The sequence below is a fragment of the Chelatococcus sp. KU-N122 genome (assembly GCF_055391085.1).
In genome coordinates this window covers 8,136,832-8,149,585 of the sequence record NZ_AP043981.1, presented here as the reverse complement: position 1 = coordinate 8,149,585, position 12,754 = coordinate 8,136,832, and the positions used below count along the sequence as shown (strand labels likewise).

Annotated in this window: 9 protein-coding genes and 2 pseudogenes; 7 read left to right on the top strand and 4 right to left on the bottom strand. The window is 66.7% G+C overall.

Translation table 11 applies throughout. The features are described from left to right. Positions 1–14: 14 nt before the first annotated feature. Both ACZ5PO_RS36770 and ACZ5PO_RS36765 read right to left on the bottom strand, forming a co-directional pair. Positions 15–434 (bottom strand): histidine kinase, encoded by a 420-nt coding sequence (locus ACZ5PO_RS36770; RefSeq protein WP_464187831.1) that lies wholly within the window; start codon positions 432–434, stop codon positions 15–17. 66 nt (positions 435–500) lie between these two features. Then, positions 501–1,309, bottom strand: a pseudogene (locus ACZ5PO_RS36765) (COG4705 family protein). 163 nt (positions 1,310–1,472) lie between these two features. Here ACZ5PO_RS36765 and ACZ5PO_RS36760 point away from each other — a divergent pair. The 7 genes and pseudogenes from ACZ5PO_RS36760 to ACZ5PO_RS36730 all read left to right on the top strand — a co-directional run bounded on the left by ACZ5PO_RS36760 (position 1,473) and on the right by ACZ5PO_RS36730 (position 10,807). Further along, entirely contained in the window at positions 1,473–1,805 is a 333-nt protein-coding gene (locus tag ACZ5PO_RS36760; RefSeq protein ID WP_464187829.1) for a PepSY domain-containing protein, read from the top strand. Positions 1,806–2,000: 195 nt separating this feature from the next. Then, positions 2,001–2,666, top strand: coding sequence for a response regulator transcription factor (locus ACZ5PO_RS36755; RefSeq protein ID WP_464187827.1), 666 nt, complete (start codon positions 2,001–2,003; stop codon positions 2,664–2,666). 15 nt (positions 2,667–2,681) lie between these two features. After that, on the top strand, positions 2,682–4,037 hold the full coding sequence (locus ACZ5PO_RS36750) for an ATP-binding protein (RefSeq protein ID WP_464187825.1): 1,356 nt from the start codon (positions 2,682–2,684) through the stop codon (positions 4,035–4,037). 323 nt (positions 4,038–4,360) lie between these two features. Beyond that, positions 4,361–5,572, top strand: coding sequence for an efflux RND transporter periplasmic adaptor subunit (locus ACZ5PO_RS36745; protein WP_464187822.1), 1,212 nt, complete (start codon positions 4,361–4,363; stop codon positions 5,570–5,572). A gap of 50 nt (positions 5,573–5,622) precedes the next feature. After that, positions 5,623–8,738: pseudogene (locus ACZ5PO_RS36740) on the top strand (efflux RND transporter permease subunit). 16 nt (positions 8,739–8,754) lie between these two features. Next, positions 8,755–9,432 carry a response regulator transcription factor gene (locus tag ACZ5PO_RS36735; RefSeq protein WP_464187820.1) on the top strand — a complete coding sequence of 226 codons (678 nt, stop codon included), beginning with the start codon at positions 8,755–8,757 and terminating at the stop codon, positions 9,430–9,432. Beyond that, the gene (locus tag ACZ5PO_RS36730; protein ID WP_464197188.1) at positions 9,419–10,807 is read left to right on the top strand and encodes a sensor histidine kinase; all 1,389 of its coding nucleotides are present in this window, start codon (positions 9,419–9,421) and stop codon (positions 10,805–10,807) included. Before ACZ5PO_RS36735 ends, ACZ5PO_RS36730 begins: the two co-directional genes overlap by 14 nt. Here the strand turns inward: ACZ5PO_RS36730 and ACZ5PO_RS36725 are convergent. After that, positions 10,784–11,722, bottom strand: coding sequence for an ROK family protein (locus ACZ5PO_RS36725; RefSeq protein WP_464187818.1), 939 nt, complete (start codon positions 11,720–11,722; stop codon positions 10,784–10,786). The two genes, ACZ5PO_RS36730 and ACZ5PO_RS36725, sit on opposite strands and share 24 nt — an antisense overlap. Further along, positions 11,719–12,720 carry an SIS domain-containing protein gene (locus tag ACZ5PO_RS36720; protein ID WP_464187816.1) on the bottom strand — a complete coding sequence of 334 codons (1,002 nt, stop codon included), beginning with the start codon at positions 12,718–12,720 and terminating at the stop codon, positions 11,719–11,721. The genes ACZ5PO_RS36725 and ACZ5PO_RS36720 overlap by 4 nt, the downstream gene beginning before the upstream one ends. Positions 12,721–12,754 lie beyond the last annotated feature (34 nt).

The following is a 12,754-nucleotide window of genomic DNA, read 5'->3' as shown; positions in this document are numbered from 1 at the left end:
CGCCCGGATTCGTCTCAAGCCTTCTTGCTGAGCTGGTCCATGATCGCGAGAAGATCCTTGAGCGAGCCCGAGCATGCCGTTGCCTCGGGCGGATCTGCGCGCAGCGCCGACAGCGCCTTGTCGATCGCGGCATCGACGACGTGCCAGTCGGAGGCGGCCCTGGGCTTGAGAGCCGGCTCGGCCTCGTCCCAGCTGGTCTCCAGATCCTTGATCCGCGTCTTGGCGCCGGATAGATCGCCCTTGTCGACCAGGGCCTGCGTGTCGATAACGATCGCTCGGAATTTGGAGAGGTCTCCGAGCCGCGACGGCGTCGCAGCATCGGCTCGTGCAATCAATCGTCCGGCGACCTCCGGCATGATGCTTGCGCCGATGCAGGGCGCGGCCAGGATGACGGCTGCAACGCCGAGCAGACGCAGCTTAACGGTACGTGGCATGAACGTATCCTTTCGTTTGGGGGGCAGCGAACTCGTCTTGGGACAAGGCTGATGCGGGGGCGCGGGTCAGCGGCCGGGCCGCTCCGGTGCGGTGCGGCCACTGTCATGGGTGCCGACGCTGAGAAAGGCGACGAGCCCGACGATCACGGCCAGGAAGACAAGGCTCGTGTAGGACGTGCCGAGCCCGAGACCACCATACTCCGTGGCCTGCGACAGCAAATCGCCAAGGGAGGCGCCCAGGGGCGGGTCAGGATGTAGGCGAGCCAGAAGGCCAGGATCGGGTTCGCGCCCAGACGGTATGCGAGCCAGATGGCAATGATCATGCCGGCGAAGATGTAGACGCCGCGGTCGAACCCCAGGCCCAGCGCCTCGGTCGCGAGGTCGCCGGCCGCGGTGCCGAGCGCGAAGGTCAGCAGGATCGAGCTCCAGTAGAACAGCTCGCGTCTAACAGTATATATGGTGTGGATAGAGAGCGTCCGCTCGACGGCATACCATATGGCGAACGTCGCCGCCAACGCGGCCGCGAAAGCGGCGGTGGTGACGTACAGGCTGACGCCCAGCTCGTCAGTCAATATGTCTGTGATTTGGGTTCCGACGATGCTGACCAGGACGACCGTCAGCCAATAGATCCATGGCACGTAGTGCATCTTTGTGACCTGGCATGCCAGGGCGGCCATCAGGAGTGACATCATGATGCCGGTCGTGACGGTCGGGCCGAGGCCGACGTGGACCGCCAGATAATCCGCGCCCGTTTCGCCCACCGTGGTCGACAATATCTTGATGATCCAGAATGCGAGGGTGACCTCCGGCACCTTGTTCATCATGCTTGTTGCGATGCCGTCCGCCGCACGTGCCCCTTTGACCACAACGCCCATTCGGCTCCCCCGTGAATCGATGAGTAGCGCGGTCAGGCTAGGTGGCACCACTTAGCGGCGACTTAGGTCAGTATCCGGATTGCCCCCGCAGATGCCGGACGCGGCTAAGCGACAGCTAATTCTCGAGCGGCATGTCGTAGGCGCATTCGCTTGAAGAAAGGCTATGCTGATGAAACAAAAGAACGCCGTCGTCGGCTTCGTGCTGGCAACGTTGGTTTCGGCGCCGGCCCTCGCCGAGGGCGCGGCGAACGACGGCCTCGCCGCCCCCGTTGCAAAGGTCCCCATGGCGGCTGCCATTGCGACCGCGGAACGCCACGTTCAGGGGCACGCCCTCCGGGGCGAGTATGAGCGGGGCGCAAATGGCCAATGGGTCTACAACATCGAGGTGCGGGCCGCCTCTCAGCTCTTCGATGTCAAAGTCGATGCGGCCGACGGGAACGTCATCGCCTCGACGGCCGACTCGGCAGATGCGGATGGCGAGGAGGACGCCGACTAGCTAGCGCGTGTTCCGATCAGATGAGGTCCTCTGATCGGATCGACGTGTTTCAATCCCTTGAATCTGGAGCGCTTCTTGTGCGATCGGGCGATCGCGAAGCGCTCCAGGCATTGTCGGCGATGGTGACCCACGACGGCGATGCCGGTCGACGGCGGTGGCCTGCGGCGGTGAGCGGGCATCTCCAGATAGGGCGCAATGGCACGGGTTCTGCTGGTCGAAGATGACGGAATGGTCGGAGCTGCGGTGGCGCAGGCACTGCGGGACTCCGCGTATGCGGTCGACTGGGTCAGGGACAGTGCGGGCGCGCTGGGCGCGGCCCGGGGCGAACCCTACGACCTGGTGCTGCTCGATCTCGGGCTGCCCGGCTCCGACGGCCTGGATCTGCTCCGTGAACTGCGAGCCTCCCGGATCCCGCTGCCGATCATCATCGTGACGGCGCGCGATGGCATCGACGACCGGATCAGTGGTCTCGACCTGGGCGCCGACGACTATCTCGTCAAGCCGTTCGAGGTTCGGGAGCTGTTGGCTCGGCTGCGCGCCATCCTGCGCCGCGCCGGCAGTGGCGCCGCGCCGATCCTGACGAACGGCCTGGCAAGTCTCGACCCGGCAAGCTTCGAGGCGAGCTATGGCGGCAAGACAGCCCGGCTCACGTCCCGGGAGTTTGCGCTGCTTCACGCGCTCTTGACTCGTCCAGGCGCGATCCTGTCCCGTGCCCAGATCGAGAGCCGTATCTACGGCTGGAACGAGGAAGTGGAGAGCAACGCCGTCGAGTATCTGATCCATGCGATACGCAAGAAGCTCGGCACAGCGGTGATCCGGAACGTGCGGGGCGTGGGCTGGATGGTGGACCGTGCCCAATGAGGATCTGAAGTCGGCATGTTCAATTCACTGCAGTCGCGCCTGTTTACAGGCGTCGCCGCGCTTCTGCTGGCTGCTGGCCTGATCGGCGGGGCTCTCGCCTTCCGCTGGGCTTTTGACGAGGCGATCGAGCTTCAGGACGGGGTCCTCAAGCAGGTCGGGCATCTGGCGGTCAACAACAGGCACCTCCGGATGAACGGCGAGGGCGAGGATGACGTCGAACCCGATGCCCGCGTCTTGATCGAGGAGCTGCCGCCGTCCGCAGGCGCGGCATCCGCGGGAGAGGGGCTGCAAACCATCTTGCGCGACGGCGAGCCGTGGCGCGTGCTGGTGCGCACCCGCGGCGACGGCACCCGAGTGGCCGTCAGTCAGGCGACGGCCATCCGGGACGAGGTGGCGCGCGATAGCGCTCTGCGAACCATACTGCCGCTCGTGGCGCTGACGCCCTGCCTGATGCTGCTCGTGGGCGCCCTCATACGATACGGCTTCAGGCCCGTTTCCGCGCTGTCCGCCCGGCTCGACGCGCGCGAGACGGATCATCTCGAGCGGCTGCCCACGGCGGGCATGCCGAAGGAACTGCTGCCGTTCATCAGCTCCCTCAATCGTCTCCTCGAGCGGGTCGCCCTGCTGTTTGAACAGCAGCAGAGGTTCGTTGCGCACGCTTCGCACGAACTGCGGACGCCGATCACGGCATTGAGCGTTCAAGCGGAGAACCTCGACGTGCCTGACCTGCCGCCCAAGGCTCGGGAGCGACTCGCGGCGCTTCGGGCGGGCATCCGGCGGACGGCGCGGCTGCTCGAGCAGTTGATCGCGCTCGCCCGGTACGATGCAGCGGCCCCGGATCGATCGTCGGTCTCGGCTCTGCATCGGGTGGCCATGGAATCGGTGTCCGAGCTGAGCCAGATGGCCCGTGTCCAAGCGGTCGATCTCGGATTCACGCAGTTCGAGGAGGTGTGGGTGCGCGCTCACGAGACTGCGTTGGCGGTGCTTGTCCGCAACATCCTCGAGAACGCGATCAGACATTCGCCCGAAGGGAGCCGCGTCGATCTCTCGCTGTCGAAAGATGAGCGCCGGGGCGTTCTGAGCATCACGGACAATGGACCTGGAATAGCGCAGACCGAGATCGGCCGAGCGTTGGAGCCCTTCTATCGTGGTAGCCACCCGCAAGGAGAAGGCAGCGGCTTGGGCCTATCGATCTGTCGGAGCATCGTTGACATGTATTCCGGAACCATTGAGCTCAGTAATGTAACGCACCCTGGCCAAACCGGGCTTCGGGTCCGCGTGACGTTTCCGGCCGCGTCGCCCCGCTCGGATGACGCGATCGATGAAAGCCGCAGCCCGGCAGGCGCTCGTGGCAATGATGGCAGCGCCTGAGTTCTCGAATGCAATGGGCGCCGCAGGCGCCAATGAAATTGTATAATTCGAGATCGAAGTACAGGTTAGCGACAAGCATTCGTCTTGACCGAAATGTCGTGCGATGCGCTTCACGTGCCAATCGGCAGGGGGGCGCCATCCGTGATCCTTGCTCGTCGAGGTCGACGACGTCCCGGCGCCGGTTGCGGTTCAAGAGAACGACGCAACGGCCGACAGGCTCTTAAATCAGAATTTAATGGCGGACCGTGTCCGCACTCCCGATGTTGCAGTGCGAAGAGACCATTCGCGACGGTCGCCCTGCTCGTTCAACGGGAGAGAAAGTCTTGAACGATCAATCGTTCGTCAAGGACCTCGTCGATGCGGAGACGCCGTCGGCGCAGCCCCTTCGCGCGCGCCGACGCGTCGTCGGATCAGCAACGTGCGGGCTGCTGCTTCTGGTGAGCGGATATTTTGCCTATACGTATCTGACCGTCGACCATCGGCCGCCTGTGCCCATGGCGACGGTCCAGGCGCCGCCGACGGCGGTGCAGAGCGCACAGGCGCGTACGCAGGACGTGCCGATCGAGGTGACCGGGCTGGGCACGGTTCAGCCGTTCAACAGCGTGACCGTGAAGCCGCGCGTCAGCGGGCAGATCCGCGACGTCGCCTTCACCGAAGGGCAAATTGTCCACGTGGGAGACGTCCTCGCCCACATCGATCCGCGGCCGCTGCTGGCCCTCCTCCACCAGGCGCAGGCGACGCTGGCGAAGGATGAAGCGCAGCTGAAGAACGTGCTGTCGGATCTGCAGCGGACGACGAGCCTGGCCAAGAGCGGTTATGCCTCAGCCCAGGCGCTCGACACGCAAAAATCCCAGCTCGCCGGCCTGCAGGCCACGATCCAGTCCGACCAGGCCAGCATCGAGAGCAACCAGACGCAGCTGGACTACGCGACGGTCACGTCGCCCATTACCGGGGTTGCGGGGTTGCGGATGATCGATGCGGGAAACGTGATCGCACCGAGCGATCCAGGCCTCGTGATGATCAACCAGCTGGAGCCGATCGCGGTCGTGTTCTCGGTTCCGGCGGGGTCGATCGGCCACTGGGCCGTCGGCGCGCCGACCTCGTCCATTCCGGTGTCCGCGGTGTCGCCTGATGGCGCCGATCCATTGGCCATGGGCAAGCTGAGCCTCGTCGACAATCACATCGATCCGGCGACGGCCACGATCAAGCTGAAGGCGATCTTTCCGAACACCGATCACCGATTAAAGCCGGGGCAATTCGTCAATGCGCGCATGCGCAGCGCCGTGCTCCGCAACGCCTTGACGGTGCCGGCGAGCGCGGTCCAGCAATCGAATAGCGGCACCTACGTCTACCTCGTCAAGCCGGACGGCAGCCTCGTCCAACAAGCCGTGGTCGTGACCCGCACCGCCGGCGACGTGGCCGTGGTCGGCTCTGGCCTGAATGCCGACGATACGGTGGTGACCGACGGCCAGTACAGCCTCAAGCCGGGGATGAAGGTGTCGACGACACCCTCCGGCAACCTCGCGTCGCGGTGAGGTCCGGCCTGTAACCCGGCTCGCCTCTGCGCTCTTCTTGGACTTGCCCCATGTCTATGTCCCAACGCTTCGTCGAACGGCCTGTCGCAACGGCTCTGCTGACCTTCGGCATCATGCTCGCGGGGGCCGTGGCCTACCTGCTGCTGCCGGTTGCCTCGCTGCCCCAGGTGGATTTTCCGACCATCTCGGTGTCGGCAACTCTGCCTGGCGCAAATGCCGAGACGATGGCGTCCACCGTTGCCAGCCCGCTGGAGCAACAATTCACCAATATCCCCGGTCTGGCCCAGATGACCTCGACGAGCACGCTGGGCCAGACGAGCATAACGCTGCAATTCGACCTGACCAAGAACATCGACAGCGCTGCGCAGGATACGCAGACGGCCATCAGCGCCGCGGCTGGCTTGCTCCCGAAATCAATGCCCAGCCCACCGACCTATCACAAGGTCAATCCAGCCCAGTTCACCGCGATTTCGATCGTCCTCCGCTCGGACACCATCCCGCTGCCCAAGGTTATCGACGACGCCACCAACCTCATCGCTCAGAGCCTGTCGCAGATCCCCGGCGCAGGGTTTGTGGATCTACCGGGTTCGTCGAAGTCGGCGATCCGCATTCAGGTCGACCCCACGAAGATCGCCAACATGGGCATGAGCCTGGAGGATGTGCGCGCGGCGCTCGTCGTGGCAACCACCAACGGGCCCAAGGGCACGCTCGACGGCGCGCGGCGCTCTGTGACGCTTGATGCGAACGATCAATTGCTATCGGCCGCCAATGCCAATGCGACGATCTTGGCCTATCGCAACGGATCGCCGGTGCGGGTCAGCGACATCGGCCAAGCTCTCGACAGCGTCGAGAACACCTCGCTGGGCGCCTGGTACAACAACAGGCGCGCTGCGATGATCGACGTTCACCTGCAACCCGGCGCCAATGCGGTCGACGTCGTCAACAGCGTGAAAGCCGCACTGCCCACGCTGCGCCTCAGGCTGCCCCCTTCCATCGAGGTCACGACGGCCGGGGATTCCACCATTGCCGTGCGGGCTGCCGTCGACGACGTGCAGTTCACGCTGATGATCACGATCGGCCTCGTCGTGCTGATGATCTTCGTGTTCCTGAAAAGCGTCAGCGCGACGACTATCCCCGCGATCACCATCCCCGTGTCGCTGATCGGCACGTTCGGCGTCATGTATCTGCTCGGCTACAGCCTCGACAACATTTCGCTCATCGGCCTCACGATCGCGGTGGGCTTCGTCGTCGACGACGCCATCGTCGTGATCGAAAACATCGTGCGCCACGTCGAAGACGGCGAAACCCCGCTGCAGGCGACGTTGAAGGGCGCGAGCGAGATCGGCTTCACCGTCGTATCGATGACGGTCTCGCTCATTGCGGTGTTCATTCCGCTGCTCCTGATGGGGGCATGGTTGGACGGATCTTTCGCGAGTTCTCGGTCACCGTGTCGGTTGCACTGATCATCTCGGCCGTCATCTCCCTGACGCTCACGCCGACGATGTGCGCCTTGATGATCCGCGCCAACGCGCCGGGCCGGCGCCCAAATCGTCTCTCGCGGCTCCTCGAAAGCATCTTCACGGCGGTCGAGGCCGGCTACAAGGCATCCCTGCTACGCGTCATCGCCCATCCGCGGCTGGTCATGCTGTCCTTCGCAGCCACCCTGGCGCTGACCGTCCATTTGTTCGCGATCATGCCCAAGGGATTCTTTCCGCAGCAGGACATCGGCCTGATCGCCGGTGCGACACAGGCCGCGCAGGATATCTCCTTCGACGCGATGGCCGCCAAGCAGCGCGAGGTGGTCGATATCGTGCTCAAGGATCAGGCGGTCGATAGCGTGCGCTCGACGCTCGGCGGCTCGGGCCTCAAGAATGCCGGCAAGGTCACCATCCTGCTCAAGCCGCAGTCGGAGCGGACGGCGACCGCCGATCAGGTGATTGCGCGCATCCGCAAGCAGGCGTCGTCGGTGAGCGGCATCAGCCTCGCCATGCAGGCGGTGCAGGGCATCAACGTCGGCGGCCGTGTCTCCCAGACGCAGTTCCAGTACACGCTACAGGATCCCGACCTGCCCGAGCTCTACAAATGGTCCACCATGATGATGGACGAATTGCAGAAGCTGCCGCAGGTCCGCGACGTCGCGACCGACCTGCAATCGGCGGCGCCGCACGCCAGCATCGTGATCGATCGGGATACGGCGGCGCGGCTCGGGGTGACGCCCCAGGCGATCGACGACACGCTCTACGACGCCTTCGGCCAGCGTCAGGTGGCGACGATCTTCACGCCGCTCGACCAACATAAGATCGTGCTCGAGGTCGACCCCCGCTACAAAGTGGACGCAGGCGCGCTCGACAGCATCTTCGTCGGCAACGACAAGGCCAAGCAGATCCCGCTCAGCACCTTTGCCAGGATCGGCTCGTCGGTCGCGCCGCTCGCCGTCAACCACCAAGGCCTGTTTCCGGCCGTGACGCTGAGCTTCAACCTGGCGCCCAACGTCGCCCTGGGCGACGCGGTCACCGCCGTCGAAGCGGTGAAGGCCCGGATCGGGCTGCCCGGTAGCGTGCAGACCGGCTTCCAGGGAACGGCCCAGGCCTTTCAGGCGTCCCTGGCGACCCAGCCGATGCTGATCGCCGCGGCGCTCGTCGCCGTGTACATCATCCTCGGCGTGCTCTACGAGAGCTTCATCCATCCACTGACCATCCTGTCGACCCTGCCCTCGGCCGGCGTCGGCGCTCTCGCCGCGCTGCTGTCGATGGGCGGCCAGCTCGACGTGATGGCCCTCGTCGGCATCATCCTGCTGATCGGCATCGTCAAGAAAAACGCGATCATGATGATCGACTTCGCCTTGACGGCCGAGCGCCATGGAGCGCTGTCGCCTCGCGACGCAATCGTCAACGCCTGCGTGCTACGCTTCCGTCCGATCACCATGACGACGCTTTGCGCGCTCCTCGGGGCATTGCCGCTGGCGCTGGGAACCGGTGTGGGATCCGAGCTTCGCCGCCCGCTCGGCATCGCCATCGTCGGCGGGCTGTGCGTGTCGCAATTGCTGACGCTTTACACGACCCCGGTGATCTATCTCTATATGGAATGGGCGCTGCGACGGCTCGCAGCTCTCAAGGAAAAAGTCTGGAGTCGACCGCGCCTCGCCGCCTCGCAGGCTGGCGAATGAACGCGGGAGGCGAGACATGATCAAAGTATTGATCGTCGAGGACGATGCCGAGACCGCGGACGAGATCGCTGAAGAATTCAGCGCCGCCGGGTTTACCATCGACCGGGCGGCGACGGGACCGGACGGCTACGCCAAGGCCTCCGCTCAAAGCTTCGACGTCATCACGCTCGATCGCCTGCTGCCCGAGCTCGACGGCCTCAGCCTGCTCGCGCGCCTGCGCAGCGACGGCATCAACACGCCGGTGCTCGTGCTCAGCGCTCTGTCGAGCGTCGATGAGCGCATCCGGGGATTGCGGGCGGGAGGCGACGATTACCTGGTGAAGCCGTTCTCGCCCGCCGAACTGCGGGCGCGCGTCGAGGTCTTGGCGCGCCGCGCGCCCGACCCGAGGCAGGTGGTGCTTCGGGCCGGCGACCTCGAGCTCGATCTGCTGACCCGCACCGCCAAGCGCGGCCAGAGAACGGTCGACCTCGTTCCGCAAGAGGTCAAACTGCTCGAGTATCTCATGCGCCATGCCGGACAGGTCGTCACGCGGACGATGCTGTTCGAGCAGGTCTGGCGATACCGCTTCGATCCAGGCACCAATCTGGTCGATGTCCATCTCGGGCGCTTGCGCCGCAAGGTCGACGCCTCGGATGAGGCGCCGCTGATCCACACCGTCCGCGGCGTGGGGTTTGTTCTTCGTGCGGCGGATTGAAATGCTCGCTCCGTCCGGTGTTCGGCGCGTCGCCGGCACGACGGCCATTCTCTGCCTCGGCATCGCTGCCCTTGCAGGTTTTTTCTACTGGCAGACGATCGGCTATCTCACCAGACAGATCGACGCCCAATTGTCGGCCGACGTGCGCAGCTTCGCGAAGGAGGAGCCGACGGCCCTGCAAGCCCGCTGGGAGAGCGTCCTGGCAACGGATCAGCAGGAGGAAAAGGCCTACGCCGTTTTCGCCACGGACGGCAGCCGGGTGGCCGGTAACATCGGCACCAGGCCCGCAGTGCTCCCGCCGCCCAACCAGCCGGAGCCGATGCGGGTGACCTTGCTGCGGAACGGCCGAGAGCGGAACGTCAGCGTGCGCCTCGTAACCGCGCAGCTCACGGACGGCTCGACGCTGGTCGTGGGCCGAAGGACGGAAACGCTGGAGGAGATCACCGAGATCGTCACGCGGGCGATGGCGCTCGCCATCGTTCCGGCGCTGGCAATCTCCCTTATCGGCGGCATCGTCGTCAGTCGCGCGACTGCGAGGCGCGTCGCCGCCGTGCGCGAAACGTGCCAATCCATCATGGCGGGTCGCTTCGACCAGCGCTTGCCCGTTCAATCGAGGCCGGACGAATTCGACCGGCTGTCCGAGATCGTCAACACCATGCTCGACGAGATCGAGCGACTGGTCGCCGAAGTGAAGGGGGCCGGGGATGCCATCGCTCACGACATCAGGACGCCGCTGACGCGACTCCGGGCGCGGTTGGAACGCACTCTCAAGAGCTATGCGGGCGACCCTGCCCATGAACTCGTCCTGCAAAAATCCGTGGCCGACTTGGACCAGTTGCTCGCCACGATTGCCGCTCTGATGCGAATTGCCGAGGTGGAGCAGACCCGTCGACGCGAGAACTTCTCGCGCATCGACTTGTCGGCCCTCGTTTCAGCCCTCGTCGAATTCTACGAGCCGATCGCCGGCGAGAAGGGGCTTGCGTTTTCATGGCACGCCGAACCGACCGCGCCGGTCGACGCCGATGGTGACCTGCTGTTCGAGGCGCTCGCCAATCTGGTCGACAACGCCATCAAGTTCACGCCCCCGGGCGGCAAGGTGGGTGTCCTGGTCGCCAGGGCCCCGACCGGCCCCGTCGTCACCATCTGGGATACCGGCCCGGGTGTGCCGCACGACGAGAGAGGCAACGTCCTCCGTCGTTTCTATCGCCTGGACCGCAGCCGTCACCGGCCCGGCTCCGGACTGGGACTCAGCCTGGTCGCGGCGATCGCCCGACTCCATGACTTTGATCTGAAGTTCGAGGACCACGATGGGGGAGGCCTTCGCGTCGAGCTGCATTGCAGCCCGCGGGCCTCAACGATCGATGCCAGGCCCTAGCTTGCCGCTGCCGGCGACGGTCGATGCGGCCCAGGCCGCCGCCCCGAGCAGCCCGGCGTCGTTGCCGCGCGCGGCGAGCCGCACCTCGCAGCCGCGGTGCAGCAGCGGCCAGGTGAAGCGCGGCAGGTGGCGCGCCACCCCCTCCCGCAGCGGCTCGCCGGCGTGCGAGACGCCGCCGCCCAGAATGCAGGCCTGGAGGTTGAGGGCGTTCACCAGCGCGCCGCAGGCCTGGGCGATGCGCCGACAGACCTGGTCGACGGCGGCCGCCGCCGCGGCGTCGCCGCCGGCCGCGCGGGTGAAGATCGCGGCGGCGTCGAGGTCGTCCCGGCCATAGGCGGCCTTGAGGCCGGGCACCGCGGCGAAGGCTTCGAGCGTGCCGGGCAGGCCGCTGTAGTTCACCGGAGCCGCGGCATCGAGTACCATCGCGCCGAGCTCCGGCGGCTCGCCACGGCTGCCGGTGACGGGCCGGCCGTCGATGACGACGGCGCCGCCGATGCCGGTGCCGATCGTCATCATGACGAAGCGGGCGAGGCCGCGGCCGGCGCCGAACATGAGCTCCCCGCGGGCTGCGGCGACACCGTCGTTCTGCGCGACCACGGGGACGCCCACGCGCCGGCCGAGCGCCTGCGGCAGTGCCTGGCCGGCCAGGGCGGGTACGTTATGGGTGCCGTCGACCGACACGCCGGTGTCGGGATCGACGTAGCCCGGCAGGGCGACGCCGACTGCGACGAGGGGGCCGTCGGCCTGCGCCTGCAGCTCCTCGGCCACACGGCCCAGCTGCTCGACGACATCCGCAAAGGAGAGGCCGCGCTCGAAGGCCTGTTGCCGCCGGGCGAGGATGGCGCCGTCGCCGTCCACCAGCCCGAGCTTGACGGCCGTGCCGCCGATGTCGATGCCGATGGCGGCGCGCCTCACGGCTGCTGGTCCGTCTTGATGTCGAAGCGATGGGTCAGGCCCGGATAGCGCATGAGATCGGGGTTGCGTCCCCGTCTGAGGCACAGCGCCACCGCGAGCTGCTGGAACAGGAAGGCGGCGGCGATGGCGCTCCACGGCGCCGGCAGTTCGCGCGAGGGCGTCGCGTCGACCGGCTCGGCGTGGATGCCGAGCGGCGCCATCACCTCCCGCACGCGCCCGGCCTCGGCGCGGGCCGGCGCGTCCATGGCGATGGGCATGCACAGGCTCCGCTCGGTCAGGCCATGCAGGCGGCCGTGGAGCATCTCCTCCACGGTGTAGGCCGATGTCGGCAGCCCGGCGACCTCGGCGATCTTGAGCGAGCCCTCCAGCGCGATGCCGTGGCTGGCGCCGTCGCCCGCCACCATGACGTGGTCGGCGGCGTCGAGCCGGGAGGCCAGCGCCTCGGCGCGGCCGGCTGCGGCCGCCACGGCATCCGCAAGGGCGGCTCGCAGCCCGGCGGGCACCGGCACCGATGCGCCGAGGCGGGCGGCGAGGGCGAACAGCGCCGCGCAGGTCGCCGTGAAGCCCTTGGTCTTCGGCCCGATCGTCTCCGCGCCGATCGGCAGCACGAGCGTCGGCAGAGCGAGCTTGGCCGCGTCGCTGCCGCCGTTGGCCGTGACGACGAGGACGCGCGCCCCCTCGGCCGCCGCCTTGCGCGCGGCGGCGATACTGGTGGCGCTCGCGCCGGTCTGGGTCAGTACCACCACGAGCGTACGCCCGGGGGCGGCCGGGGGCCGCCGCGCCAGGAACGGTGTGGCGCCGACCGCCTCCGCCACGATGCCGTCCGCCGTGGCGAGGAGCGGCGCCGCGACCGTGCCGGCGTTGAGCGACGAGCCCGAGCCGACGAGCGCGACGTGCGCGACGCCGGCGAGGTCGTGCGCCTCCAGCAGCGGGCCGATCGCCCGGACTGTCTCGATCACGGCCGACGGTTGCTCGTCGATGAAGCGGCGGATCTCCATGCGCGTCCCTTTCGTCCAGCGACGATGGTTGTAG